The sequence below is a fragment of the Actinomyces qiguomingii genome, from assembly GCF_004102025.1.
In the GTDB taxonomy this organism is placed as follows: Bacteria; Actinomycetota; Actinomycetes; order Actinomycetales; family Actinomycetaceae; genus Actinomyces; species Actinomyces qiguomingii.
This window is the reverse complement of record NZ_CP025228.1, coordinates 3,295,775-3,322,028: the sequence shown is the minus strand read 5'-3', so window position 1 is coordinate 3,322,028 and position 26,254 is coordinate 3,295,775. Positions and strand designations below refer to the sequence as shown.

Below are 26,254 nucleotides of genomic sequence, written 5' to 3'. Positions count from 1 at the left end.
TCCGTGATCGGTGGTGTTCAGCAACCACCAATCATCGGGGACCTCGACCCCTACCCGCCCCTGCGACACGCGCACCCACGACTACCCCACCACCACACCCTCAAACACGAAGAGCCGGTTATCCTCCGGATCGCTGAGAACAACTCGGCGGTGGTGCTGGTTTCGCTCGCCGTAGTGGTCTGGCTGGGTTGGGGCGAGGTGCCTCCGATCCTCGCCGGCGTGCTCGGGGCGGCGCCGTCGCTCAATAGCCTGTGGGGTCTGCGCGCCCTGCGGAAGGCGGCGGCGTAGTTCATGTCCTGCGGCCGCCTGTGCCTGCAGACCTCGTTGAGTGTCGATCTGATCCACACTGAGCGGCTGTTGACATGCGTAAACCGTGAGCTCGCATGCCGCTTGACACCGCAAGGTGAGATATGTGACACTCTAGTTGGCGGCGTCCCGTCGCCGGTGCAATGACAAGGGCGACACATGCACACCCTGGTAGTAGTCGGAAGAGTCGTGGTTGGCCTGGTCTTCGTGGCCTTCGGAGTCATGAAGTGGCGCGCAGGCGTGTCACACGGCGCGCGGGTTGTCCGTGGATTCGACCTCGTCCCCGAGCGCTTCGTTTCTGCGGTGGCTGTGTTGCTACCACCTGTAGAGATACTTCTTGGCATTCTCTTGTTCGCGGGCGTTGTTCCTGTCTTCGCTGCGGTTGCCAGCTGTCTGTTGCTGCTAGTTTTTGCTGTGCGATGATATCCGCCCTGCGTCGGGGGATTGTCACCGAGTGCGGTTGCGCGGGTACCGCGTTGAAGAGCGAGGTGTCCTGGTTACTGGTCTCCCGCAACTGTGTGTTCATTGCCCTGCTGCTGCCGAGTATCATTGGAGGCATGTGACGATCGCGCATTTGGCTCTTTATTCTGCCCCTGGATCAATCATGCGCAATTCTGTGAAATTAGGAGATCGATCATGCAATTCAAACGTCGTTCCGCCGTCGGCTTCTTCAGCTTCGCCACGGTCGGAACCATGCTATCCGCGCTATTCCCCGAGATCGCTCACGCGATGCCCCGCAAGCAGACTCTGGTGGAGCAGCCCTGGTACGCGGAGGTCCCTGCGTCCGAGGCTGATGTCACGGACGTGGAGAGCGAGGCCTGGCTGGCTGAGCTGACTGCCCTCGGCTATTCGGTAGCGGATGCTGACGGCGAAGGTGCTGCCGTCCACTGCAACCAGATGACCATGGAGGATGGGCGCACCGTGCTGGCCCGAAGCGCCACGCTGACCAGCGATGAAGTGATCGCGAGCTACCGTGAGACGCTCGCCGACGGAACGGAGGGGCGCACTTATGCCTCTGTCTGGTCCCTTGAAGGTGATACCGTCTACCTCGAGATGCAGGGCGACGACATCGACGCGGCCCACGATGTTCCAGAGTCGGCCTTCAAGTCTGGAACCAAGCAGGCAGGTGGGGAACAACTGGCCAGCCTCAAGTGCCCGTACGGCACCGCCCGCCGCATCGACTGCGTGGCCATCAACGTCGATCGTGTGATCACCTGTTGCGGCAAGTGTGGTGTCCTCGCCTTAACGAAGGCGATTTTGGCTTGCATGGCTGTTACCTGCCCCTTCTGTATTGCTCGAAGCTGCACGAAGTGGTGGGAATACTGTGGTGCTCCGTACTAGAGATTAGGTGAGTGTGTCATGGCTGAAGTGCGAGAACGGCGACGAGAGGCAGTAGGTGCGCGGTCAGCGGTACCTGTGGCGTGGTACCTGATCGCACTTGCGGTGTTGATGCCGGTGTCTGCCTGGAGCATTGTGCTTGATGATTGGTTCGGGGATGAGAACACGCGGGCAAGTGTGATTTCCTTGTTCATGCTCGTGTTCCTCCTGGTTGTGGGGACGTGGGTGCACAAACGGACTCCGGCACGGCAGCGGGTTATCCTCCGGATCGCTGAGAACAACTCGGCGGTGGTGCTGGTTTCGCTCGCCGTAGTGGTCTGGCTGGGTTGGGGCGAGGTGCCTCCGATCCTCGCCGGCGTGCTCGGGGCGGCGCCGTCGCTCAATAGCCTGTGGGGCCTGCGCGCCCTGCGGAAGGCGGCGGCGTAGAAGCATTGTGCCGTCGTCGATCGACGCGCTTTGCGGTGCTACCCATATCGGCTCAGGCGCGGGCTGCGTGGGATCCACAATCGTGCGCAGCCGCTCCAACGCTGCGTCGCGCGGCCCCGGCCGGTCTCAACGTGGGTTCGGTGCCCGTAAACCGACTCTTCCGGTTTGGGGGGGTGCCCCTATGTGGTTTGTCAAGCGGCGGCGGGTAGGTCGTGTGCTGGTTGGGGGTCGTAGAGGGAGCCGTGGCGGACCCGTGGCGTACATGGGGTGAGGATGCGGCGGTGGGCGAGGGCGAGTACGGCCTGGCCCAAGGCGTTTGCCCTGGGCGCGTTTGCGGTCGTAGTAGGCCCGTGAGGCCGGGTCGGATCTGAGGGAGGCGAAGGCTGATAGGAACATGGCTGGTTTGAGGCGCTTGTTGCCAGCGTGGGAGACGCACCTCGCCACGGATGGAGGACCCGGACCTCCGGGTTACGGGGGTTAGTCCGGCGTATGAGGCCAGGTGGGCGCCGGTAGGGAAGGTTCTGCCTGCGGTCTCTGCCAGGAAGACGGCGGCGGTCCTGACCCCCACCCCGGGCATGGAGGTCAGGACCGGGTAAAGAGGGTGGGCCTCCACCAGGGCCTCGACCTGGGCGGCGACGTCACGCCTCTGGGCGTGTAGGGCGATGAGCTGGCGGGCCAGGTGGGGCAGCACTACTCCGGCGGCGTCGGTACCGGCCACGACCACGGTCTGCTTGCCCAGAGCGTCGGTGATGGCCTGCGCCCAGGCGGCATGGCGCTTGGCGCCCTTGGCTTCGGGGCTTGGCGTCAATACGCGCCCGACCGGCCTTGCGCAGGTCGGCGGGTGTGGGCCAGGCGGCGATCACCTCCAGTATTGGGTCGTGTTCGAGCCACTTGCCCAGCACCGCCTCCAGGGCTGGGTGGGTCTGGGTGTAAAGGCCCCGGATCCGGTTTGCGGTCTGGTTGACCTGGCGGGCCAGGTCCAGGTCAAAACCGGTCAGCATCGACAAGGATGCGGCGTCCTCGTCGGAGGTGCTGATGGACCTGAGCGTGTGGGGCATGGTGCGGGCAGCGTCGGCGATAACGGCCGCGTCCTTCGCGTCGGTCTTGGCGTTGCCTGGGGTCAGGTCGGCGATCCTGCGCACGGGGCAGGCCTGGTAGGTAGCCCACCGTGATGTCCATCGCCTGGGCCACCGCCACTGCCAGGGCGCCGATCGTTGCCGGCTGGTCTACCACTACCAGGACCCGGCCGTGCTCGCCCAGGTGCTTATAGACCTCGCGCAGCCGGCTCTGGCTGTTGGGAAGGGCCTTGTCGAACAGCTTCTTCCCGCCGACGGTCAGGGCCGTGGCCCAGTGCTCGGCCTTGCCCACGTCAATACCGACGAAGACCTCCACATCCTCGATATTCACCTTTCCGCATCCTTGTGTGTGTTGGTGGGTCAGCCTGTCAGGCAGACGGCCCCGCACCCACGCCTGCGAAAGGACTCTAAGGCCAAGGCGCCTCGGTCCGTTCCCCTAATCAGCGATCACCATCCGCCCGCCACCATGGGTGACTTTCGCCCCCCGGATCATCAAACGACAGGGGCAAGACATCATGCCCACAGCGGCTGGCCCGGTCCCGGACCACCCGGAACCACCAACAAGGTAACGGGCGGCTTGTAGCGCGTCCTGGTCGACCCCGAGGACTGCTTCCCGCGCCCGAGCGCGGCCTCTCGTGCCCGAGGGTGGCTCCGCGTCGCTGTTCCGAGCGACTGCGCTCTCGCATGTGAACGCTGGTTCACGACAGGGCGTCTTCCTTGCGTCCCCCTTGCGAAGCGCAGCCGGTTGGAGGTGGGTGCCATCAGCCCGTGGTTTGGGCCGGCCGGGGTCTAGTGTCCTGCGTCGTTAGTTTGTTTCTGGTTGTTTGTGGTGGTGACTCGTTTCAGGTAGCGGGCGATTGAGTCGAGGATCTCCTGGGCGGTTTTGGTCCAGGTGAAGGGCTTGGGGTCTTGGTTCCAGTGGGTGGCCCATTGGCGCAGGTCCTTCTCCAGTGCTTGGACGCTGTGGTGGTCGGAGCGCTGGAGCAGGTCGCGGGTGACCTCGGCGAACACGCGCTCGACCTGGTTGATCCAGGAGGAGTAGGTGGGGGTGTAGTGCATGTGGAAGCGGGGGTGGCGCTCGAGCCAGGAGGTGATCGTGGGGGACTTGTGGGTGGCGTAGTTGTCGCACACCACGTGCACGTCCAGGTCGGCGGGGACGGTCTTGTCGATCTTGGTCAGGAACTTCTTGAACTCCAGCGCCCGGTGGCGGCGGTGGGTGGAGGTGATCAGGGTGCTGTCTCCCACGTTCAGGGCGGCGAACAGGCTGGTGGTCCCGGCGCGCACGTAGTCGTGAGCGCGCCGCTCGGGGGTGCCGGGCACCATCGGCAGGGCCGGCTGGGAGCGGACCAGGGCCTGCACCTGGGTCTTGTCGTCCACGCACAAAACCACGGCAGAGTCGGGAGGGTTCAGGTACAGGCCCACGATGTCGTAGACCTTCTCGGCGAACAGGGGGTCGTTGGACAGCTTGAAGGTCTCGGTACGGTGGGGCTGAATCCCGAACGCCCGCCAGATCCGCCCCACGGTGGAGGCCGACAGCCCCGACCTGGCCGCCATCTTCGCCCGCGACCAGTGCGTCGCGTTGGGGGGAGTCGACTCCAGGGTGTCAACAACCACCTGCTCGACCCGCTCCACGCTGATCACCGGCGGCCTGCCCGGGCGGGGCTCGTCAGCCAGCCCATCCAGGCGCCGCTGAAGGAACCTGCCCCGCCACTTGCGCACCGTCGGCAGCGAAACCCCCACCTGCCGGGCAACCTCGGCGTTGGACGCCCCCGACGCCGCCGCCAGCACGATCCGGCACCGCAGCGCCAGCGCCTGAGACGACTTACACCGACGCGCCCACCGCTCCAACTGCTCCCGCTCCCCATCACCCAGCGTCAACTCCACCAGAGCCGGTCCTCGCCTCGCCATCACACCACCATACCAGAAACCAGCAACGAACTAACGACGCAGGACGCTAGAGTGCGCCACTTGGGTGAGTTCTAGTGCGCAGGTGATGGTGGGGATGCGGCTTAGGGCGGGGTCGTGGGGTGGTTCGCGGGGCGGACGGTTCGTACGTTTGATTGACGGTTCGTCACTTCACGCCGACGATTCGGCACTATCCGCGACGGTTCGGCACCTAGAGGTACGTACCGTCGCATCAAAGTACGAATCGTTGACCAGAAGGTACGAACCGTTGGGCAAGCACCCGAACCGTTCCACCCGTCCGCCACCAAACCCTTTTCCGGAAGAGCCGCTAAAGGAGAGCTTAGATGGAGCGGCTACTCCAGTTCGAAGGCGCCGGTGTAGAGCTGGTAGTAGGTGCCGCGCTGCTCGATCAGCTGTTCGTGGCTGCCGCGCTCGATGATGCGTCCGTGGTCCAGCACCATGATCGCGTCCGAGTTGCGCACCGTGGACAGGCGGTGGGCGATCACGAACACCGTCCGCCCCCGCATCAGGTTGTCCATGCCGGCCTGAACCAGCGCCTCGGTGCGGGTGTCGATGGAGCTGGTCGCCTCATCCAGGATCATCACCGGCGGGTCGGCGACGGCGGCCCGGGCGATCGACAGCAACTGCGCCTGCCCCTGGGACAGGCTCGAGCTATCGCCCGAGATCACCGTCTGGTAACCCAGGGGCAGACGGCGGATGAAGCCGTCGGCGTTGGCCAGCTTGGCCGCCTCAATGCACTCCTCGTCGGTGGCGTCCAGGCGCCCGTAGCGGATGTTGTCCATGACCGTGCCGGTGAACAGGCGCACGTCCTGGAGCACCACGCCCAGTGAGCGGCGCAGGTCCGACTTGGCGATCTTGTTGATGTTGATGCCGTCGTAGCGGATCTTGCCGTCGTCGATGTCGTAGAAGCGGTTGATCAGGTTGGTGATCGTGGTCTTGCCGGCGCCGGTGGCGCCCACGAAGGCGATCTTCTGGCCCGGCTCGGCCCATAGGGAGACGTCATGGAGGACCTCCTTGACGCCGTCGTAGGAGAAGTCCACGTGCTTCATGACGATCTCGCCGCGCAGCCGCGTGTAGGTGACCGTGCCGTCCGCCTGGTGGGGGTGGCGCCAGGCCCACACGTCGGTCTTGTGGTCCGCGGGCTGAACACCACCGTCGGCCGTCTCGACGGCGTCGACCAGACCCACATACCCGGCGTCCTGCTCGGGCTGCTCATCGATGAGGGAGAAGACCCGGCCGGCGCCGGCCAGGCCCATGGCGATCAGGGCCACCTGCTGGGAGGCCTGGTTGATGGTCTGGGACAGCTGCCGCACCATCGTCAGGTAGGAGACGATGATGCCGACGGTGATGGTGCCCATGCCGGCGAAGCCGATATTCGTGACCTGCAGCTGAATGAGCAGTCCGCCAACCAAGGCGATCAGCACGTACAGCAGGTTGCCGAGGTTACCCATGACAGGCCCGAGGATGTTGCCGTACTGGTTCGCCTTCTCCGAGTCTGAGAACAGCTGCCGGTTCAGGGCGTCGAAGTCGACCTTGGCGGCCTCCTCATGGTTGAAGACCTGGACCACCTTCTGCCCGCCCATGATCTCCTCGATGAAGCCCTCCTCGGTGGCCAGCGACTGCTGCTGGGCGACCATGTACCGCGATGACGCCCCGCCTAGACACCGGGTGGCGCCGACCATGATGGCGGCCACCACCAGTACCAGGATCGTCAGCCAGAGGCTGTAGTAGAGCATCATCGCCAGCATCGCCCCGAGTGTCAGGCCGGACTGGATGAGCGTGGGCACCGACTGGCCGATCAGCTGACGCACGGCGTCGGTGTCATTGGTGTAGGTAGACATGATCGCGCCGTGGGCGTGGGTGTCGAAGTACTTGATCGGCAGGGATTGCATGCGGTCGAACATGTCGTCGCGCATGTGCTTAAGCGAGCCCTGCGTGACCACGGCCATGATGCGCGAGTACAGGAAGCTGGTGATCACGCCGAGCGCATAGACCACGCCCATGGCGGTGATGATCCGCACCAGGGTGGGCATGACGGCGTCCAGGCCCGTGCTCAGGCCGGGAGTGATCACGTCGTCGACCACCCGCTGCATGAAGATAGAGGCGATGGTGGAGGCCACCGAGGCGATCACGATGCTGATGGCGACGACGATCAGCTGCCACCGGTAGTAGTGGAAGACGTAGGCCAGCAGGCGACGGGCCGGGCGGTCGACCCCCGGCAACTCATGCGGGTCGGGCTGCTCCTCCCGGTCCGGCGCGGCCCGGTCGGCGCCGGGTTCCGGTGCGCCGACGACGGCGTCCGGCCGCTCGGCGTCGGGCCGCTGGTTCCCGGTCTGGTCTTTGCGGTTGCGCGCCATGATCACGCCACCTCCTGGGCCTGGCTGGTGCGGTTCTGCGACTCGTAGATCTGGTGGTACTCCCCGCCGGCAGCCATGAGCTCGGCGTGCGTGCCGCGCTCCAGGATGCGGCCGTCGTCTAGCACGATGATCTGATCGGCGTGCTCCACGGAGGAAAGCCGCTGGGCGATAATGATTTTGGTGGTGTCCGGGATCTCCTGATCGAAGGCCCGGCGGATCAGGGCGTCCGTGCGGGTGTCGACGGCGGAGGTCGAGTCATCCAGGATCAGGATCCGCGGCTTCTTCAGCAGGGCGCGGGCGATGCACAGGCGCTGCTTCTGCCCGCCGGAGACGTTGGTGCCGCCCTGTTCGATGCGGGTGTCGTAGCCGTCAGGGAACTGGCGGATGAACTCGTCGGCCTGGGCCAGCTCGCAGGCGCGGATGAGCTCGGCGTCGGTAGCATCGGGGTCGCCCCAGCGCAGATTCTCCTTGATGGTGCCGGCGAACAGGACGTTCTTTTGCAACACCACGGAGACGGCGTCGCGCAGGGACTCCAGGTCATAGTCGCGCACGTCGACGCCGCCGACGCTCACCCGCCCGGAGGTGACGTCGTACACGCGGGAGATGAGCTGGATGAGCGTGGTCTTCGCCGCGCCGGTGCCGCCCACAATGCCGAGGGTGGAGCCCGACGGAATGACCAGGTCGACGCCGTGCAGGACGTCGGTCTCGGCGTCGTCGGAGTAGCGGAAGGAGACACCCTCGAAGTGGACCTCGCCGTCGGCAACCTCGGTGCGGCCGTCGGCGGGGGAGGTGAGGCTGGGGCAGTGGTCGATGACCTCGGCGATGCGGTTGGCGGACTCCACCGACATCGACACCATCACGAAGATGAAGGCGAGCATCAGCATCGAGGCCAGGATCTGCACCCCGTAGGTCATCAGCGAGGAGAACTCGCCGGTAGTCAGCTCGGTACCGCCGCTGCCGACTACCACCCGGGCGCCCAGGTAGTTGACCAGCATCAGCGAAACGTAGATGAAGAAGACCATGATCGGGCCGTTGAGAGCCAGGATCTTCTCGGCATAAGTGAAGTCCTTGCGTACCTGCTGGGAGGCGGCGCGGAACTTCGTCTTCTCGTGCTCCTCGGTGACGAAGGACTTCACCACCCGGATCGCGGAGACGTTCTCCTGCACCGAGTTGTTCAGAGCGTCGTACTTCTTGAAGATCCGTCGGAAGATCGGGAACACGTAGGCGGCCAGGCCGATCAGCGCACCCCCCAGCAGCGGCAGCATGACGATGAAGATCAGCGCCAGACGAGCGTTGATCGTAAGCGTCATGATGATGGAGAAGATGACCATCAGCGGCACGCGCACGGCCACGCGGATGATCATCTGATAGGCGTTCTGCACGTTGGTGACGTCGGTGGTCATGCGGGTGACCAGTGACGACGTCGAGAAGCGGTCGATGTCCGCGAAGGAGAACTCCTGCACCCGGTAGAACAGGTCCTGACGCAGGTTGTGGGCCAGGCCGGCGGCGGCGGTGGCGGCGCGTACGCCGGACATGACGCCGCACACGAGCGAGATGAGTGCCATGACCACCAGGGCCAGGCCGATGCGCAAGATCGGGCCCATGGAGCTGCCGGTGAGGGTGTCGATGAGTTCGGCCATCAGCAGTGGCAGGATGCATTCGAGCCCGGCCTCACCCACCATGAACAGCGGCGCCTGCAGCGACGGTCTGCGGTACTCGCGCAGGCTGCGCAGGAGGGTACGTACGGTCTTCACAGAGGTCTTTTACCAGCTTCCCGGTAGATTAGGTAGTGGCCCTCAGTCGTGATTTGTGTCTGGCGGGGACAAATGTGACGGACAGCGGCGAATGCGATCGACCCCCGAGAGCTGGCGGGCTACCTCAGGCGGCAAGCAGCGGGCGATACGCGCCGTTGGCGCGGGTGCCTACGGGCGCGGCGCTCGTGTCCATCTCGTGTGTGGCGGCATCCCTGAGGGGTGTCGCGGGACACCGCCAACGACGCCGTCCTCCATCGGGTCAAGAAGGCGCTCCTGAAGGACCCCTACCGTCTGGAGGCTATGGCTCAGCCCTCTCCAAGCAGGCCTCAAGCAGCGTGCCTCCAAGAACTTGGCTATCACCGGCGCCGGGGGCGTGCAGGTGGTGCCCGGGGTGGTTTCATCGGCTCCCAGGACAGCCACCACAATGGCCCTACTCGGCGTGACCGAGCTGGTGGGCCCCTACCAGCATGGTCGCCTTGGTCAGCGACAAACTCGACTACTGCCGGCGCCGCACCCAGTTCCAGGACACCAGGCGCCCTCAGACTCGTCGGAACCATGCAGATCTGGTGGGCGGCGCGGGCGGGGGGGACATCGTTCGTGCCGAATCCAGACGCTTCCCCCGCCCCGCCGGCCCTGCCAACCGATCTCGTTGGTCATATCGACCGATCTCGATGGTTATTTCGACCGAACTCGGCGAGGGGTGGCGGGTCGACTACGGACTGGTCAGGCGGACAGTCCGGTGACCAGGTTGCGGGCGGAGACGGCCAGCAGCACCATCATGAGCGCGATGTAAAACCGACGCACCGCGGCGTTCGAGCAGCGGCGGTTGATTCGCGTGCCCGCCAACCCGCCGACGACCGCCGCAACCACCACCACGGGCAGGGCTCGGAACGTGAAATCGGCGGGTACACCGGTCGCGGTCACCGAAGCCAATTTGGTGATCTGGGAGAAGAATATAGTCGCCAGCGAGTAGATGGTCGCCTCCTTCATCTCGAAGGAGAACAGCAGCGTCAGCAGGGCAATGTTCAGCGGCCCGCCGCCGATCCCAAGGAACACCGAGATCGCCCCAAGGAACACCCCGACGGCGGCCACCGCCGCCGCGTTGCGCAGCCGCCAGTGCGGCAGTTGCTGCGCCGCCAACGTGTAAACAAGGATGCCCAGCAGAGTGACACCCAGCAGGCCCGCCTGGACCGCCTTGATCCGTCCCTCGCCCAGTGAAGCCGCGGCCAGGTTGAACAGCCGTTCGCCGATCCAGCCGCCGGCCATGGACCCCGCCGACACCGATATGACTAGGCGCGTCTCGAAGCGAAAGCCCGCCCGCAGCTGGGCCGCGAGCGAGACCAGGCACATGGCGAACACCGCCACCGCCGAGTACACGCCGATCGAGGCGGCCCCGTGGACGCCGATGAGGTCGAGCAGCGGCTTGATGATCACACCACCACCCAGGCCGGCCACCGCTCCCGCGGTGGTGGCGGCCAGGACGACGACGCCGTACAGGGCCTCGGTCACGACTGTGCCCAGGCGTGGGCGGACTCTGCCCGTGGTCGCACCGCATTTCGGTCACTGCTGTAAACCATCGCCCGCCGCCTTCGCATCGGCCGCGTCCGCGTAGCCGGCGTCCTCGTCCCCGAGCCAGGCGCCGTTGGAGGCGATCACCCGCCGGTACCAGTAGAAGGAGTCCTTGCGGTACCGCTTAAAGGTGCCCTGCCCGGCGTCGTCGACATCCACGTAGATGAAGCCGTAGCGCTTGGACATCTCCCCGGTGGAGGCGGCGACCAGGTCGATCGGCCCCCAGGAGGTGTAGCCCATAACCGGTACGCCGTCGACGTCGATGGCCTTGCGCATCTCACGCAGGTGCCGGCGCAGGTAGTCGATGCGGTACGGGTCGTGGACGGTGCCGTCGGCCTGAAGAGTGTCCACCGCGCCGAGCCCGTTCTCCACCACCATCACCGGCAGCTGGTAGCGGTCGTACAGGAGGTTCAGGGAGTAGCGCAGCCCCATCGGGTCAATGCCCCAGCCCCAGTCGGAGCGCTTGATGTGGGGGTTGCTGTAGCCCGTGTCCAGACCGTTCAGGCCCCGCAGGATCCCCCGGGTCTTCTGCCCGGTCACGTGCGTCATGTAGTAGGAGTAGGAGATGAAGTCCACGGTGCCCGCACGCAGAATCTCCGCGTCGCCGTCGCGCACCGGCAGCTTGATGCCCTCCCGCTCCAGTTCGCGCAGCTTGTAGCGCGGGTAGGCGCCGCGGCACTGCACGTCGCAGTAGAACAGCATCTTCTGCATGAACTCCATGGTGCCGATGACGTCGGCCGGATCCGGGCTGGCGGGGTAGGCGAAGTGCCCGCAGAACATCATGCCCACCTGGTTATCGGGGTCGATCTCGTGGGCCAGGCGCACCGTACGCGCGCTGGCCAGGAACTGGTGGTAGGCGGCCCGCATGCGCACCGCCTCATCCTCGGAGTCGATGCCGCCGGCATTCCACGGGTTGGTGGACATCACGTTGATCTCGTTGAAGGTGAGCCAGTGGCGTACCCGCCCCCGGTAGCGCTCCAGCAGGGTGCGGGCGTAGCGGACGTAGAAGTCCGCCACCTGCCGGTTCTCCCAGGAGCCGTAGCGCTGCAGCCCCAGCGGGGTCTCGAAGTGACTGATGGTGACCAGCGGGGTGATGTGGTGCTTGTCCAGCTCGTCCAGGAGCCGGTCGTAGAAGGCCAGGCCGGCCTCGTTGGGCTCGGTCTCATCGCCCTTGGGGAAGATGCGGGACCAGGCGATGGAGAAGCGGTAGACGTTGAAGCCCATCTCTGCGAACAGGGCGATGTCTTCGGCGTAACGGTGGAAGTGGTCGATGGCGGTGTGACTGGGGTAGAACTCGCCGGGCTCGACGCCGTCGGTAATGCGGCGCCGCTTGACGCCACGGATGCCCGCGGTCAGCACGTCGGCGGTGGACGGGCCCTTGCCGTCGACGTCCCAGGCACCCTCGATCTGGTTGGCGGCGGTGGCGCCGCCCCACAGGAAGTCAGCAGGGAATCCCATGGTCTTGTTCCTTTCAATGCTTGTTAAATGCTGGTCATGTGGTTGGTGCGGAGGTTTTCGAATTCGCGGCTGCGGGACTGGGCGGGCACGCCGGGCTGACTTAGGTGGTCAGGACGAGCACGTCGTCGCCGGCCGCGACCGGTCCGGGTGCAACCGGACGGACCGAGGAGTACTGGGCGGTGTTGGTGACGACGACGGGCGTGGTCACCTCGTAGCCGGCGGCCCTGATGGCCTCGACGTCGAACTCGACGAGCAGGTCCCCACGCTTGACCTCGGCCCCCTGCTGCACATGAGTGGTGAAGTGCTCCCCGTCCAGGGATACGGTGTCGAAGCCGATGTGCATGAGCAACTCGGCGCCCGCAGTGGTGGTCATGCCCACGGCGTGGCCGGTGGGGAACATGACCGTGATGGTGCCGTCGGCGGGGGCCACTAGGCGGCCGGAGGCGGGGACGATGGCGATGCCCTGGCCGAGCGCGCCGCCGGAGAATACCGGGTCGGACACCTCCGCCAGCGCGATCGCCTCCCCGTTGAGGGGCGCGTGGATTTCCTCGTCGACGATGGTCACGTCCTTCTGGTTGCCCAGGTCATCCGCGGCTGCGCCGGATGCGGCCTGCGCTGTGGCCGCCCCCTTGATGTTGGCCGCGTCGGCCCGCTCGTCGATCCCCCAGGCCAGGGAGATCAAGAAGGCGCTGATGAAGGCGACGACGACGGCGACGATCGCCCAAATCAGCACCGACAGGTTGCCGGGCTCCTCGGGGTTGATGTAGGAGGGTAGGGCAAGCAGGCCGGGCGCCACCTGGGCGAAGCGGGCTACACCCATAACGCCCACCACCAGACCGCCCAGGCCGCCACCGATCATGGCGGCGATCAGCGGTCGCTTGAAGCGCAGGTTGATGCCGTACAGGGCCGGTTCGGTGATGCCCAGGACGGCGGTGAAGCCGGTGGAGGCGGCCACAGAGCGGGTGTTGACGTCCTTTGCGCGTAGCGCCACCCCCAGGGCGGCGCCGCCCTGAGCGACGTTGGACACGAGCATGCCAGGGCCGACGAAAGGGTCGCGATGGGTGGTGGCCAGCAGATTGATGCCGATGGGAATGATCGCGTAGTGCATACCCACCATGACCAGCAGCGGGGTGAATGTGCCCATGAGCGTGGGCACGAGCCAGGGCGCCACCCCGGAGATCGCGTTCACGCCGGCGGCCAGGCCCTGCCCGGCCCAGTTCCCCAACGGCGCCAGCACCACGAAGCCGACCACACCCACCACCAGCGAGGTGAGCAACGGCGTGGAGACCATGTGGACGGCACTGGGCATGATCCGCTTAGCCAGCGGCTCCACGTATGACTGGAGCCAGACCATCAGGAAGATGGGGATGACCGAGGAGGAGTAGGTACCGGCCTGGACGGGCAGGCCGAACAGGCTCAGGGCGGGTCCACCCTCCTGCGCGGCGCCTGCCAGGGACACGAAGGTAGGGTGGACGAGCATGGCCCCCAGGGCGGCGGACACATACGGGTTGACCTGGAACTTGTGGGCGGCCGACACCCCGATCAGCAACGGCAGGAAGTAGAAGGCCGCATCCCCCATGAAGGTGAGGAACTGGTAGCTCATCGACTCGGCGTCCAGCAGGTGGGCGGCCAGCAGGATGGCGGCGATGGCCTTGAGCATGCCCCCGCCCACGATGGCCGGAATGATGGGGAAGAAGGATCCGGCGATCATGTCCAGGGCGCGGGCCAGCAGGTTCTTGTCATCCTGCGCGCCCGCCCCGTCGACGGGCGCGGCCGCGAAGGAAGACTGATTGTTGATGTCCTGGTAGACGTCGGCGACGCCGGGGCCGATCACCACCTGGTACTGGCCGCCCTTGGCGACGACGTCGATCACCCCCTTGGTGGTCTTCAGGGCGGCAGTGTCTGCCAGGGACTCGTCCTTCAGGACGAAGCGCAGGCGGGTGGCGCAGTGGCCGAGGCTGGAGACGTTGTCCTGGCCACCGACCTTCTCCAAAATCGTGGAGGCAAGCTGGGAGTCAGCCATTGAGGGCTCCTTGGTGCGAGGCGGGAATGCGAGGCGCTCTCAGTTTGCGTTGGTTTTCCGCCGCTATGCGGGTCGGGGTCGATTCCTCGAACAGCGTTGCGCTGCGGCGGGACCGAGTCGGCGTCGGTGCGGGAACATTGTTGCGGCGATGGGACGGGGAACTGATGGGGTCGTAACGGCGTCGGCGGGTCAGGGGCTGCGGCGACAGCGGGTGGGCGGGCGGCGTCGTCGGCGAGGAACTAAGGAGGCGCCGTCGTCGGGTCAGAGGGTTCCGGCGTCGGCGTCTCGGCTCCAGCGGTCCCGCAACACCGGGTTGGTGGAGTCGCGGCGGAACTCATAACCGTGGACGAGGGCGGTGCGGTAGCGCAGGTTCGCCGCATGATCCAGGTTGAAAACCGCCGAATACAAGGAGTCGAGTAGAAACAGGGTGGAAAGGGACATGGCGTAGCCGCCAAGCTTCTCCACCAGGCGCTCGCGGGTGGACACATGCAGCACCAGGTCGGCCAGATCAGCTAGGCGGCTGCGGCCAAAGGAGGTGATGGCGATGAGTCCGACGCCGCGACGGGCGGCCAGGGCGACGGCCCGCAGAGTGCCCGCGGTCTCCCCCGAGTAGGAGATGGCCAGCGCCAGGTCTTCCTTGCTCAGCGTCGAGGCGGCGTAGAAGCCGCGGTCCGCCAGGGGGTGGATGGTCACCCGGTGGCCGATGCGGCTCATCTTATCGGCGAAATCTGCAGCGATATCGGCCTGCACGCCCTGGGAGAAGACGTGGACGCTGCGGGCGGCGGCAATGCGTGCGGCCGCCTCGGTAAGGACGGCCGGGTCCAGCAGCCCGGCGGTGTCGTCGATCGTCTCGTGGTACAGGGCGGTGAGCTTCCCGGCGAGGGAGGCGTCGTCGTCGGACGCAGTGAAAGGGTGATTGGCGTCGATGTCGGTGAAGGCACTGGACAGGTAGCGCAGCTCATCCAGGTAGGCGTCGCGGAAGTCCGGGTAGCCCTCGAAACCGAGCCGCTGGCATAGACGGACCACGGTGGAGGGAGCGGTGTGAATCTGCCGGGCGATGGCCCGGGCCGATAGCCCGCGGATGGTGGCACCGAGCTGGAGCAGATGGTCGGCTACGGTGCTCTCCGCCGCCGAGAACCCGGTTTTGTCCTGCAAATCCTCCTTGATCACGCCGACATGCTAGCGGTTGGTGCGGTGGATCGCCGCATGGGTGCTCAGTCTCCGCGCCGCTGCAGGTAGGCGACCAGGCTGATGACTATGCCTCCCAGCAGTGCCACGGTCATCGCGCGCGGCACCCAGATTGCGGCCAGCACCAGCCCCAGGGTCTGGATTGCCCATTCCGCCGGCGCTAGGGCTCGGCGCTCGCGGTGCAGCGGAACCAACGCCTGATTGTCCGGGTCGGCGGCCTGCAGTGAACGGTGTACGGCGACGCGACTGACGGAGGTCAGTAGGAAGACCAGGCCGTAGATCACCTGTGCGGTGCTATTGCCCGGATTCTGTGCCACCAGCGTCGTGGTGTAGGGGAAGAACGAGGCGAAGAAGAGCAGCAGCAGGCTCAGGCCCACCGTCGCGCGGGTTACCACTGTGGCCGGGTCCCACTCGTAGTGAATACGCGCCCACAGCAGGCCCAGCCAGGCGAAGGAGACCGTATAGGCCAGCAGCTCGTTGCGCAGTTCCCACAGTCCCGCCGGGCTGACCGTCTCGGGCTGGGGCAGCTCGAGAATGAGGATGGTGATGATGATGGCGAGGACCGCGTCCGTGAAGGCGGCGAGCCTCTCCTTGCCCATGGTCACGGGCGGCTTCTTGGTCATGCGGATTCCTTCGGGAGTCTCTACTACGCCGGTTCGTGCTGTAGTACGCCGGTTAGGTGTTTGTTGAAGGGCTTGGGAGCCTTCAGCACAGGTCTAACCGGCGTACCCAACGGTGAAGTGGCGTAATAGACGGCTGGTGACGATGCGGTCAGTTCGCCGGCAGCGCCGTCGGCCGGGTGCCGATTGGGGTGTGGCGACGCGCACCGGCACCGCGCTCGCCTCGCGCGCTCTGCTCCGCAGCCCGCGCCTCCAGCATGGCATTGGTCGACTCCGCAATGAAGCGGATCGTGTTGGCATCCAAAGGCGTGGTGGGGACTAGTGCGAACATGCTGGTCCTTTCAGGAGGAGGAGTCCACGCCGTCGTAAGCGGACGTGGACGGGGCCGGCGCGGCTGACAGGCCGCCGAGCGCACGTTAGCAGCCCGGGGAGCCGACGGCGATGCTTGCCCCGATCTGCGCCAGATGCCGTAGATGAGCAGGTCGGTTCGGTGGCCTGATGCCCTGGCCTGCTCGCCGCGCCAGGGCGGGTGGCCGGTGTCTTACGGTAAAAAGTGTCCAGATTCGGCGCAAACGCGCTGCCCGGGCCAGCAGGCGCCCTCAGGTTCGTTGGAATTATGCGGCTGCGGTGGGCGGCGCCGGGCGCGGGAATATCATTTGTGCCGAATCTGGACACTTTCCCGGCCTGCCGGTCCCACCGACCGAACTCGTTGGTTATATCGACCGAACTCGGCGTTCATAACCGGTTCTTCCGGTTTGAGGGTGTGGCGGTTCGCCGGGTGTGTGCGGCTGGGTGAGGTAACACGCCGAGACCGGCACTTGTAACACGCCGAGACCGGCACTAATGACGTACCGAGGTGGTAGTGCTTTGGTGTCGGCTTTGGAGTGGGCCTGACGGTTCGTATGTTCTGGTCGGCGGTTCGTCACTTCCCACGACGGTTCGGCACCTAGAGGCACGAACCGTCGTGGGAAGTGCCGAAGCGTTGGTGCCAAGTGACGAATCGTTGCCGTTCATGACGAACCGTCGTGCGGGGCACACGGGCGAACACGCCCCAGGCCCGTGCCCCTCAGCGGCGCATGCGCGCCCGAGGCGCCTGGGGTCGCGGCATTATTAGCAAGCAGCGGAATCACTGTAAGTACTGAGCGGTGCCGTCGACGGCCGCCGCTCCGGTCGGCGTTCGGATGGTCTCAACGGCCCTAACGAATCGTTCCCGCAAGGCCCTCCACCGCCCGCCCGACAACATCCCCGTCGGCCGGAGAACGTCCCTGGTTCGGCGAAGACGTTCTCGTCAGCCCGATAATGTCCTTACCGGCCTGAAACCCGCCCGAATGTGGAGGGTTTGGGGAGGAAGAGGTCGTCTGCGGCAGATCGGCACCCATCGAAGACGACTTCCCACACCCGAAAACGACCACCACACCGCAGCCCCGGACCCAACCACCACACCATCAAACCGGAAGAGCCTCATAACCTCAAAGCGGGCGAGCCGGTTATGGGTGGCGCCCGCGTCGCTGCGATCCGACCTGATTCACCGTATGAACCCGTCCGGAGGGCACGCAACGCATGCGCTACAGGCTTCCGCCCCGAGCGGGCGGAAGCAGTTCTAACGTCGACGAATACCAGGCGAGAGATCCGGTAGTGTGCAATCTGTCGTCAGGCACAGGACAAGGAGGTGCGATATGGACGATCAGGATGCCCGCGCCTGCGCGGGCTTGCTGTTTGACGCGGCCTGGCCTGCCTACCGCACACTCAAGGCACGCACCCATGACCTGTGCCGCCGTTACAACGCACTGGATGAAATGGATCCCGCCCGCGCCGAAATCCTGCCACAGATTTTTGCGGCCCTCGGCCCGGAGGCATACGTGCGCGGTCCGCTCCAGGTCAATTGCGGCTTCCACACTTCCATCGGGGCGCGCTTCTTCGCCAACTTCAACCTCACTTTGCTCGACGACGTGCCCGTGACCATCGGTGATGACGTCCAGCTGGGTCCAGGCGTGACCATTGTGGCCGGCACACACCCTCTGCTCGCCTCCGAGCGCCAGCACCTGACCTATCCCGACGGTCACACCGGCGGCGCCGAGTACGGCGACCCCGTCGTCATGGAGGACCGTATCTGGCTCGGTGCCAATGTCACCGTCATGCCGGGCGTCACCATCGGACACGACGCCGTCGTCGGTGCCGGCAGCCTGGTCACCCGCGACGTTCCCGCGGGCTGGCTAGCCTTCGGCAGCCCGGCCCGCCCAGTGCGCGAGATCACCGAGGCCGACTCCGTTCACAGCCCGACCTCCGCCGTCCACGGGCGTCTGGGTACCGAACGGCGCCCCGCTGGGGCCGACGGGCATTGACTGCCGGGGCGGTTCGCCCAGCCCGGCCCACGGCGTACCGCCCCTCAACGCGCACCGGCCGCGTTCGCTCAAGGCCCCGTGCCGCATGCACGCCGCCCCCGCTACCCCGCGCGATCGCTGTAGGCCGGGCCTCGTCGTTCCTCCTCGAAGAAAGCACACCAATGACCGCGGACTCCCGTATCCAGACTTCGCCTGCCCGCTCGGCGCCCAGCCCCAACCGGGTGGCCGCCGTGGTCATGATCGGCTCATTCATGTCGGTCCTGGACGGCACCATCATCAACGTGGCCATCCCTGCGCTTCAACGCCATTTCACCGCTCCCGACGGCGCCTCGCCCGCCTACTCCACCGTCTCCTGGACCGTCACCGGCTACGCGCTCGCGGTGGCCGCCATCATCCCGCTGACCGACTGGGGGCTCAAACGCATCGGCGCCCGCTGGATGTACATCAGCTCCATCGCCCTGTTCACGCTTGCCTCCGTGCTGTGCGCGCTCTCCCCGAGCCTGCCCTTCCTGATCATCATGCGCGTGGCGCAGGGCCTGTGTGGCGGTTGCATCATGCCGGTGGGCACCACCCTGGTCGCCCGCGCAGCCGGGCCGAACAACCTCGGCCGCATGATGAGCCTGATGGGCATACCCATGCTGATCGCCCCGGTGATGGGGCCGATCCTGGGCGGCTGGTTGGTGGAGGTCGCCTCCTGGCACTGGGTGTTCCTGATCAACCTGCCCTTCGGTCTGGCGGCGGCCGGGCTCGGGCTGCTGCTGCTCCCACGCGACGATGACCGCGGCACCGTCCGCCTGGACGTGCCCGGAGTGGTCCTGATGTCCCCGGGTCTGGCCCTGACCCTGTGGGGCGTGTCCAACGCGGGCGGTGGGGCGGCTGTCACCGCGCCGGTGGTGTGGGTGCCGCTCGTACTCGGGCTGGCGATGGTCACGGCCTTCGTGTGGCGCAGCCTGCAGGCCGAACATCCGTTGCTGGACCTGACGATCCTGCGCCTGCGCGGCTACCGCAACGCCGTCCTGTTGGCCGTGTTCTTCCAGGCCGGTTTCACCGCCGACCTGCTACTCCTGCCCGCTTACTTCCAGCAGGTGCGGGGTCTGGGTGCCATGGCCGCTGGCTTCTTCATAGCTCCGACTGGCCTGGGTGCGCTGGTCACCATGCCCATCGCCTCCAGCCTCGTGGACCGTCTGCCTGCTGGACGGGTGGTGCCCTTCGGCATGATCGCCATGTTCGTCTCCGTGCTGGCGTTGACCCAGGTCGACGCCGACACGAGCCTGTGGTGGCTCGGGATTGTGCTTACGGTGCAGGGGCTGGGCATCGGCGGCACCATGATGCCGGTGTCCACGGCGGCCCTGCAGACGGTGGATCGTCGGGAGGTCGGCAACGCCACCACCCTGTTCAACATCGGTCAGCAGGTTTTCGGCGCCGTCGGCATTGCGATCGTCTCCGTGCTGCTCGCCGTGTTCCTGGCGGGAACCGATTCCGGCGCCGCGGCAGTGGGCGGCGAACTGAGCGGATCGGCGCTGTCCGCCGGGCTGGAGCAGGCGGCGGGGGCCTTCGGCCGCGCCTTCTGGATGCCGACTATCAGCATGGCACTGGCGCTGATGATGGCCTTCCGCCTGCCCATGCGTCGCGACCGCGGCGTCATCCCCGCTGCCTGAGGCCCCGGCAGAAGCTGGCTCTTCCGGTTTAAGGGTGTGTTCGCCGAGTTCGGTCGAAATAACCATCGAGTTCGGTAGATATGACGATCGAGTTCGGTTGCGGGGCTGGCGGGCCCGGGGGAAGTGTCCAGATTCGGCACGAACGATGTTCCCCCGCCCGGCGTCTCCTACCAGGTCCGCATGATTCCAACGAATCTGAGGGCGTGCGCTGGGAGGGGAGGGGTGTTTATGCCGATTCTGGACACTTTGGCTCCCAGGTTCCGGCTTGCCGCCCTGGTGTGGTGGGCAGGCCGGGGCCTCCTGGTCGCCGACCCGGCCTCCCCTTGTCCGATCGGCTGGGACGTCTTTGACGACAAACCGGGCCCACAGCCCAGCCGGGAGCGCGGCCCAACCCGGCCCAGCCCAGCCCGGCCGCTGCCATGCCGGCCCGCTGCCAGGCCGGGCCTGGCTGCCGGCCATGCCGGCGACGTCCACGGCCTAGGTCTAGGGCATCTTGACCGTTGACCTTGGGTGCGCCGGCCTCCAAGGCAACCCCACCGGCCCGAACCAACACCCCCTCACTCGGACCACCTGCCTGCCGTTGGACCCCCTGGCTGCGGATGGACCGTCTGGCTGCGGATGGACCACCTGAAACGCACTCTCAGACGGTCCAACCGCAAAAGCCCGGTCCAAGTACGCGGCCAGCAGCCGGCCGGATCCACACCTGGAGGGTTATTCATAGGGGGTGTGGGGGGGTTCGCGACACGCGTATAGCGGGTGAGGGTTGGGGCGGTCCGTTCCTGCGAGGATTCATTTGACCGTGAATAGCCTCGAAGAACGGACCGTCAGTAATGAATGCTAGCACGAAGCTCGACCGCCACCAGCTTCAGGACCTGTGCGCCATCTTGCACAACCAGGGGGACCTGCCGGTGGCCGGCTCCCGGGTGCTGGGCCTGTACCAGCGCATCAAGCTGACCGTGATGGCCCTGCGGCACAACACCAGCCAGGAGCTGCTGGCCGAGATCTTCGACATCTCCCAGCCCACCGCCTCCCGCATCATCAGCTCCTACACCGCTCTCATTGCCGATGCCCTGGGACGGGGCGTGCCCACAGTGGAGGACATCGACCCCACTCAAACCCTGATCATTGACGGCACCGTGCTGAAAACCTGGGACTGGAAGGGCGTGCCGGGCTTGTTCTCGGGCAAGTACCGCACCACCGGGCTGAACGTGCAGGTGGCCTGCACCCCCTCCGGGGCGATCGCCTGGGTGGGCGACCCGCTGCCCGGCGCCACGCATGACGCCGCCGCACTGCGCGCCAGCGGCCTACTGGACGTCCCACCCCACCACCTGCCCGACGGCGCCACTGCCGCCCTCCATATCGGAGACAAGGGCTACATCGGGCTGGACATGATCACCCCGGTCAAAAAGCAGCCCGGAGGGCCCCTGCCAGAGGCCGACAAGGCCTACAACACCTCCATCAACCGCATCCGCCACGTAGTAGAAAGAGCCATCGCCAACCTCAAGACCTGGCGCGTCCTACACACCGGCTACCGCCGCCCCATACAAACCTTCCCACAAACCATCACCGCCACACTCGCACTCATATTCACATACACCCCATGAATAACCCTCCTGGAGGGCCAGGTTGTTTTGGACTTGGGGGATGGCTAGCGTCCTGGATTGTTGATTCCTGGACGGTTGGCTTTGGTGAGGATCTGTTCGGCGGTTTTGGTCCAGGTGAATGGGCAGGGGCTCGGCAAAGTCGTTGGCTGGGTGGTGGGTTGTTAGGGTTTTTCGGCGTGTTGGTGGGGGTGCGGCGCGACTCTCCGGTGACGATAGGTGGTGCAAACATATCCGCCACTGCTGAGAGGTCGCGCCGCTGTGTCATCATCCACTGGAACGCGAGGTTGTTTTGGGACTTGGGGGATGGCTAGCATTTCCCGTGATCTGATAGTTAGGATGGATGACTATGACGAAGGCGAAGTACTCCGACGAGTTCCGCGAGCAAGTGGCCCGTGAGGTGGTGGAAGGGGACCGGTCGATCGCGTCGGTCGCGGCCTGTTATGGTCTGGTGGCCCAGAGGGTGGGCAACTGGGTCGCTAAATACCGCAAGCAACACGCCGACGCCCAGGAACAGAAAAACGAGTCCGAGGCGCAGGAACTGGCCCGGCTGAAGGCCGAGCTGCACAAGGCGCGGATGGAGAATGAGTTCCTAAAAAAAGCGGCGGCCTTGCTTGCGAAGGAACACGAGTGACTCGCATCTACGAGTTCATTCACAGCGAAGAAGGCAACTTCCCGATCGCCTGGATGTGCCAGTGGGCCAAGGTTTCCAAGTCCGGCTACTACAACTGGCGCAGCAGGCCCGAGTCCGCCACAGCCATCAGGCGCCGGGAGCTGGCCGGGCACATCAAGAAGATCTTCGAAGAGTCCGACGGCACCTACGGGTACAGGCGCATCGCCGCCACACTGGACTGGCAGGGCATCCCCGCCGATGCGGACACGGTCAGGTCGATCATGCGTGAGCTGGGCCTGAAAGCGGCTAGGCCGCGCCCAAAGGTGCGCACCACCGTGCCGGCCCAGGACCTGGATGAGCGCCCCGACCTGGTCCAGCGAGACTCCCGCCGCGGATGCTCCGGGCGTGAAGTGGGTTGGGGATATTACCTATATTCCTACTTGGGTGGGGTTCGTGTACCTGGCCACCGTGCTGGATTGTTGTACGAAAAAGGTCGTGGGGTACGCGATGGCGGATCATATGCGCACCGATCTGGTGTGTGAGGCGATTGACATGGCGGTGCGCAACTGCAAGCCTACCCGTGGGGTGACTGTTTTTCATTCCGACCGCGGGTCGCAGTACACTTCCCAGCAGTTCGCCGACCATTTGAAGAAGTATGGGATTCTGTCGTCGGTGGGGCGTACGGGGGTGTGCTGGGATAATGCGTGGGCGGAGTCGATGGGCGCGACACTGAAGAATGAGCGCGTGCATCGTATGGTCTACCCCACCCGGGACAAGGCGATACGGGATGTGGCGGCGTGGATTGAATTGACGTATAATCAGACACGTCTGCACTCGGGGATCGGTTACCGCACACCCAACCAGTTCGAACGCGAACTACAACAGGCCGCCACCCCGAAAGCAGCCTGACAAACACACAACAACCAAGAGTCCAAAAAACACCCAGCATTCCACACCACTCCTGCCCTGTCGCGCCAGCCCCTGACAGGGGTGTTCAGTGGGGCCGCAGGCGGGGGTTATAGGCGTAAACGTGGTGCTTTAGACCGGCGTGTCGTGGTGTTCTAGCTGGTTCGTCCGGCCCAGCCTTTGCGGGCCCAGAGGCCTTCTTCGGGGGTGGGTGTGGTGCCCCATCCGGCGGGGTGGCTGGTGGTGGGCTTGTTTGTTTTGGGTTTGGGTGTGCGGGCGCGCTGGGGGCGGCCTTGGGTGTGCCAGTCGGCCAGGATCACCGCGGGCGTGGCCGGTGCCTGGGTGTAGGTGTGCAGTGTCCATTCGGCGATGGCAGCCTGGTGATCAGTGGTGGCGCCGCGGTGGTGGCGCAGCCGGTCGCGGACCTGGGAGTTGATGGACTCTATGGGGTTGGTGGTGCGCTCGGCGGGGGTGGGGCGGGGCTTGCCGTCCGGGTCGGTCAGGTAGGCGAACAGCTGGCCCTGCTTGGCCAGGCGTTCCAGGCGCCGCCAGGCGCGGCGCGCCCGGGGGTGGGTGTACCACCACTTGCGGCCGGTGCGGGCGGCGGTTTGGGGGTCCTGCTGGGCGGTGGTGCGCTGATTCAGCCAGTCCTTGTACTGGATGCCGTAGTCGTTCAGGGTCACCAGCCACCTGGTGGCCTGCTCGGTGGTGGAGATACTCAGCAGTTTGCGGGAGTGGCGTAGTAGGGCCTTGCCGGGGGTGGTCTTGGGATGGTGGGTCAGGTCACGGACGGTGTCGCGGTGCACGTGGATCAGACACCGCTGGATGGGAGTGCCCGGCCAGGTGGCGGCGATGGCCTTCAAGGCGCCGCCGGCCCCGTCGGTGGTTGCCAGGTCGGGCGGGGCCAGGTCGGCTAGCAGCGCCTGGTAGGCCGCCGCGCTCTCGGACGCGGCCCACTGCCAGGCGATCACGTGCGTGGGACTGCGGGCCACCAGGAGCACCCATTTGTGGGCCAGCCACATCCCGTCGATGAAGATCTGGGAGTACACCTCGCCGGTGACCGGCGGCTTGGGTACTGGGATGTCCCAGCACCAGGCCGTCCGGCGGCGAAACGCCCTGCCGCTACCACCGGAGATGTCGGCCTGGGAGCGGCTGCCGGTCGCCCAGTCGATGAATTCGCCCAGCACCGCCTGTTCGGCCCTACCCGGCGAGGGTGGGCGCGGCGCGGTGGTTGAGGACCGGCAGGCGGTGCACTTCCACCGCCTGGTGCCTGCGGCGGTGCGGCCGGACTTCTTCATCGGGGTCTGGCAGATCGGGCAGAGTCTTGCTCGTGGGGACCGTGTTCTCACGGCACGCACATCTACCCGCGAATGTCAAGCACCGCCCCGGATTAACCTCCCAGACCATAATCACTCCGACTTTCCCGCACCACAGCAACCAAAACCCCGATCTTAAGCACCACGTTCGCGCCGATAACTCGCAGGCGGAGCTTTAGCTGCTTGCGGTCGCTGGTATGGACCCGCGCCCAGGGACGCATTCGGCAGTTCGGTCGACCCCGCGTCTCGGTTGACGGCACCCACAATCCCAAACCGGTGTCGCTTCGCGTATGAGGGTGCGGTCGTTCGGAACAACGATGCGGAGGCCGTTTGAGGGTGCGGGAGGTCACGTTCGGGTGCGGGAGAGGTCGTTCTCGGGCCGACCAGAACACATCACCGACTACCCCCAAACATGAAGATTCCGGTTACTTCGACCGAACTCGGCACGTAACTTCGACCGAACTCGGCCGTCAGGCCTGCTCGGGGTGGACCACCTCGTGGGTGCGGGCCGAGGTGACCACAGCCTCCAGGACCGTCAGGCAGCGGATCACCGACTCGTTGGTGATGACCGGCGCGGCGACGCCGTCGACTACGTCGCGGGCGTTGCGGTAGAAGTCCATGACGTCGACGTCTGCCTCGGGCAGTGGCAGCACCTCCACGGGCGGGGTCGTGGTGGCTAGGGTCTTGTAGTCCAGAATGCGCGGTGCCATGGTCTTGGTCAGGCCCACGCCCGCCTGCACGGGGGCGGCGTCGTCCTCTTCGGCGCCGGTGCGGCGCACGATGCGGCCGTTCATCTCCCAGTCCTCGATGACCACGGTGCCGGTGGCGGACTGCATCCAGAACTTCGCCTCCGGCAGGAAGGAGGTGGTGGAGACGTCCACCATTGCGTGGAAGCCGTTGGCGAAGGTCAGGTGTGCGCGGAAGCCGTCGTCGACCTCGTGGCCGAGTGCGAAAGACAGCTCGCCGTAGACGTCCACCACGGGGGAGTCGACCATGGTGAGCAGCCGGTCAACGGTGTGCACGCCCCAGTCCAGGATCATGCCGCCGCCGCGGGAGGGCAGCTGCCGCCAGTCGCCGGGGATGCCGCGCGAGCCGTGGATGCGCTGGACGAGGTAGGTGGGTGCGCCGATGAGCTGCTCGTCGTAGATCCTCTTGATGATGTTGAAGTCGGGGTCCCAGCGGCGGTTCTGGTGCACCATGAACATCCGGCCGGTCTGTTCGGCGACGGCGGCGACCTCGCGCATCTCGGCGGCGTTCATCATGGCTGGCTTCTCGCACAGCACATGCTTGCCGGCGTGCAGGGCGTCCATGGCGTAGTTGTGGTGGGAGTCGTTGGGGGTGCAGATGAAAACGATGTCGATGTCGGCGTCGGCCAGGATGTCGGCTGCGGAGGCGTATACGTGCAGGCCGTCGGCCTGGGCGTCCTGGTTGGCGCGCGGGTCGGTGTCGTAGATGCCGACGACGTCGATGGCGACGTCGTCCAGTGCCCGCAGGTTGCGGGTGTGGTAGACGCCCTGGGTGCCGTAGCCGATGACGGCGAGCTTGTGGGCGGGGGCGGACTCGGGCTTGCGGGTGGTTTCCTCGGACACGGTGACCTCCGAAAGTGTTCGCGCAGCGCGGCTGCGGTTCGCCGACTGCGGATGGTTGCCGACAGCGACTTCCATGCCGCCGCCGTGTATACGGCGACAGTAGGCGGGGCGCGAGTGAGCGTGTCAGGGCGGAGCAGGGGCCTTTCGCCCGCTCCGGGGAGAAGCCGGGGATGGCGGCAGAGTACGCC

21 protein-coding genes and 1 pseudogene are annotated in these 26,254 nt (G+C 65.9%); 10 read left to right on the top strand and 12 right to left on the bottom strand.

Annotated features, from left to right (window positions below):
• Positions 1–3: 3 nt before the first annotated feature.
• The 4 genes from CWT10_RS13920 (at position 4) to CWT10_RS13905 (ending at position 2,070) form a co-directional block, all read left to right on the top strand.
• On the top strand, positions 4–288 hold the full coding sequence (locus tag CWT10_RS13920; RefSeq protein ID WP_128683518.1) for a hypothetical protein: 285 nt from the start codon (positions 4–6) through the stop codon (positions 286–288).
• 177 nt (positions 289–465) lie between these two features.
• Positions 466–729, top strand: coding sequence for a MauE/DoxX family redox-associated membrane protein (locus tag CWT10_RS18070; RefSeq protein WP_103063010.1), 264 nt, complete (start codon positions 466–468; stop codon positions 727–729).
• 213 nt (positions 730–942) lie between these two features.
• Complete coding sequence (locus CWT10_RS13910) at positions 943–1,647, top strand: hypothetical protein (RefSeq protein WP_103063009.1); 705 nt, start codon at positions 943–945, stop codon at positions 1,645–1,647.
• Between the two features lie 18 nt (positions 1,648–1,665).
• Positions 1,666–2,070, top strand: coding sequence for a hypothetical protein (locus CWT10_RS13905; protein ID WP_128683516.1), 405 nt, complete (start codon positions 1,666–1,668; stop codon positions 2,068–2,070).
• Between the two features lie 191 nt (positions 2,071–2,261).
• Here CWT10_RS13905 and CWT10_RS13900 read toward each other — a convergent pair.
• The 10 genes and pseudogenes from CWT10_RS13900 to CWT10_RS13855 all read right to left on the bottom strand — a co-directional run bounded on the left by CWT10_RS13900 (position 2,262) and on the right by CWT10_RS13855 (position 16,372).
• Positions 2,262–3,477: pseudogene (locus tag CWT10_RS13900) on the bottom strand (IS110 family RNA-guided transposase).
• A 458-nt stretch (positions 3,478–3,935) separates the two neighbouring features.
• A complete protein-coding gene (locus CWT10_RS13895) occupies positions 3,936–5,054 on the bottom strand; it encodes an IS630 family transposase (protein WP_103061508.1) in 1,119 nt (372 codons plus the stop codon).
• Positions 5,055–5,404: 350 nt separating this feature from the next.
• On the bottom strand, positions 5,405–7,429 hold the full coding sequence (locus tag CWT10_RS13890; RefSeq protein ID WP_103061524.1) for an ABC transporter ATP-binding protein: 2,025 nt from the start codon (positions 7,427–7,429) through the stop codon (positions 5,405–5,407).
• Between the two features lie 2 nt (positions 7,430–7,431).
• Positions 7,432–9,183, bottom strand: a complete 1,752-nt coding sequence (locus CWT10_RS13885) for an ABC transporter ATP-binding protein (protein WP_103061507.1) — start codon at positions 9,181–9,183, stop codon at positions 7,432–7,434.
• Between the two features lie 723 nt (positions 9,184–9,906).
• Entirely contained in the window at positions 9,907–10,692 is a 786-nt protein-coding gene (locus tag CWT10_RS13880; RefSeq protein ID WP_103061506.1) for a sulfite exporter TauE/SafE family protein, read from the bottom strand.
• Positions 10,693–10,743: 51 nt separating this feature from the next.
• A complete protein-coding gene (locus CWT10_RS13875) occupies positions 10,744–12,210 on the bottom strand; it encodes a glycoside hydrolase family 1 protein (protein WP_103061505.1) in 1,467 nt (488 codons plus the stop codon).
• A gap of 100 nt (positions 12,211–12,310) precedes the next feature.
• A complete protein-coding gene (locus tag CWT10_RS13870) occupies positions 12,311–14,233 on the bottom strand; it encodes a beta-glucoside-specific PTS transporter subunit IIABC (protein ID WP_103061504.1) in 1,923 nt (640 codons plus the stop codon).
• Positions 14,234–14,494: 261 nt separating this feature from the next.
• Positions 14,495–15,403, bottom strand: a complete 909-nt coding sequence (locus CWT10_RS13865) for a MurR/RpiR family transcriptional regulator (protein ID WP_103061503.1) — start codon at positions 15,401–15,403, stop codon at positions 14,495–14,497.
• Positions 15,404–15,447: 44 nt separating this feature from the next.
• Complete coding sequence (locus tag CWT10_RS13860; protein WP_103061502.1) at positions 15,448–16,044, bottom strand: TMEM175 family protein; 597 nt, start codon at positions 16,042–16,044, stop codon at positions 15,448–15,450.
• A gap of 148 nt (positions 16,045–16,192) precedes the next feature.
• On the bottom strand, positions 16,193–16,372 hold the full coding sequence (locus CWT10_RS13855; protein WP_103061501.1) for a hypothetical protein: 180 nt from the start codon (positions 16,370–16,372) through the stop codon (positions 16,193–16,195).
• 1,345 nt (positions 16,373–17,717) lie between these two features.
• On the opposite strand from CWT10_RS13855, the gene CWT10_RS13850 reads away from it, so the two are divergent.
• The 6 genes from CWT10_RS13850 to CWT10_RS13825 all read left to right on the top strand — a co-directional run bounded on the left by CWT10_RS13850 (position 17,718) and on the right by CWT10_RS13825 (position 23,164).
• A complete protein-coding gene (locus CWT10_RS13850) occupies positions 17,718–18,383 on the top strand; it encodes a sugar O-acetyltransferase (protein ID WP_103061701.1) in 666 nt (221 codons plus the stop codon).
• 161 nt (positions 18,384–18,544) lie between these two features.
• On the top strand, positions 18,545–20,041 hold the full coding sequence (locus tag CWT10_RS13845; protein WP_103061702.1) for a DHA2 family efflux MFS transporter permease subunit: 1,497 nt from the start codon (positions 18,545–18,547) through the stop codon (positions 20,039–20,041).
• An 830-nt stretch (positions 20,042–20,871) separates the two neighbouring features.
• Positions 20,872–21,645, top strand: coding sequence for a transposase family protein (locus CWT10_RS13840; RefSeq protein WP_128683515.1), 774 nt, complete (start codon positions 20,872–20,874; stop codon positions 21,643–21,645).
• Positions 21,646–21,991: 346 nt separating this feature from the next.
• A complete protein-coding gene (locus CWT10_RS13835; RefSeq protein ID WP_158247605.1) occupies positions 21,992–22,276 on the top strand; it encodes a transposase in 285 nt (94 codons plus the stop codon).
• Positions 22,273–22,797 carry an IS3 family transposase gene (locus CWT10_RS13830; protein ID WP_103062426.1) on the top strand — a complete coding sequence of 175 codons (525 nt, stop codon included), beginning with the start codon at positions 22,273–22,275 and terminating at the stop codon, positions 22,795–22,797. The genes CWT10_RS13835 and CWT10_RS13830 overlap by 4 nt, the downstream gene beginning before the upstream one ends.
• Entirely contained in the window at positions 22,679–23,164 is a 486-nt protein-coding gene (locus CWT10_RS13825; protein WP_233188055.1) for an IS3 family transposase, read from the top strand. The genes CWT10_RS13830 and CWT10_RS13825 overlap by 119 nt, the downstream gene beginning before the upstream one ends.
• A 152-nt stretch (positions 23,165–23,316) precedes the next feature.
• On the opposite strand, the gene CWT10_RS13820 is transcribed toward CWT10_RS13825, so the two are convergent.
• Complete coding sequence (locus CWT10_RS13820; RefSeq protein ID WP_280525559.1) at positions 23,317–24,510, bottom strand: IS1249 family transposase; 1,194 nt, start codon at positions 24,508–24,510, stop codon at positions 23,317–23,319.
• Positions 24,511–24,947: 437 nt separating this feature from the next.
• Positions 24,948–26,066, bottom strand: a complete 1,119-nt coding sequence (locus tag CWT10_RS13815) for a Gfo/Idh/MocA family protein (RefSeq protein ID WP_233188027.1) — start codon at positions 26,064–26,066, stop codon at positions 24,948–24,950.
• Positions 26,067–26,254: the final 188 nt, after the last annotated feature.

Coding starts and splice junctions, on each gene's coding strand:
- CWT10_RS18070 (WP_103063010.1), top strand. CDS start 466: ATGCACACCCTGGTAGTAGTCGGAAGAGTCGTGGTTGGCCTGGTCTTC.
- CWT10_RS13910 (WP_103063009.1), top strand. CDS start 943: ATGCAATTCAAACGTCGTTCCGCCGTCGGCTTCTTCAGCTTCGCCACG.
- CWT10_RS13905 (WP_128683516.1), top strand. CDS start 1,666: ATGGCTGAAGTGCGAGAACGGCGACGAGAGGCAGTAGGTGCGCGGTCA.
- CWT10_RS13895 (WP_103061508.1), bottom strand. CDS start 5,054: ATGGCGAGGCGAGGACCGGCTCTGGTGGAGTTGACGCTGGGTGATGGG.
- CWT10_RS13890 (WP_103061524.1), bottom strand. CDS start 7,429: ATGGCGCGCAACCGCAAAGACCAGACCGGGAACCAGCGGCCCGACGCC.
- CWT10_RS13875 (WP_103061505.1), bottom strand. CDS start 12,210: ATGGGATTCCCTGCTGACTTCCTGTGGGGCGGCGCCACCGCCGCCAAC.
- CWT10_RS13870 (WP_103061504.1), bottom strand. CDS start 14,233: ATGGCTGACTCCCAGCTTGCCTCCACGATTTTGGAGAAGGTCGGTGGC.
- CWT10_RS13860 (WP_103061502.1), bottom strand. CDS start 16,044: ATGACCAAGAAGCCGCCCGTGACCATGGGCAAGGAGAGGCTCGCCGCC.
- CWT10_RS13855 (WP_103061501.1), bottom strand. CDS start 16,372: ATGTTCGCACTAGTCCCCACCACGCCTTTGGATGCCAACACGATCCGC.
- CWT10_RS13850 (WP_103061701.1), top strand. CDS start 17,718: ATGGACGATCAGGATGCCCGCGCCTGCGCGGGCTTGCTGTTTGACGCG.
- CWT10_RS13845 (WP_103061702.1), top strand. CDS start 18,545: ATGACCGCGGACTCCCGTATCCAGACTTCGCCTGCCCGCTCGGCGCCC.
- CWT10_RS13840 (WP_128683515.1), top strand. CDS start 20,872: ATGAATGCTAGCACGAAGCTCGACCGCCACCAGCTTCAGGACCTGTGC.
- CWT10_RS13835 (WP_158247605.1), top strand. CDS start 21,992: ATGACGAAGGCGAAGTACTCCGACGAGTTCCGCGAGCAAGTGGCCCGT.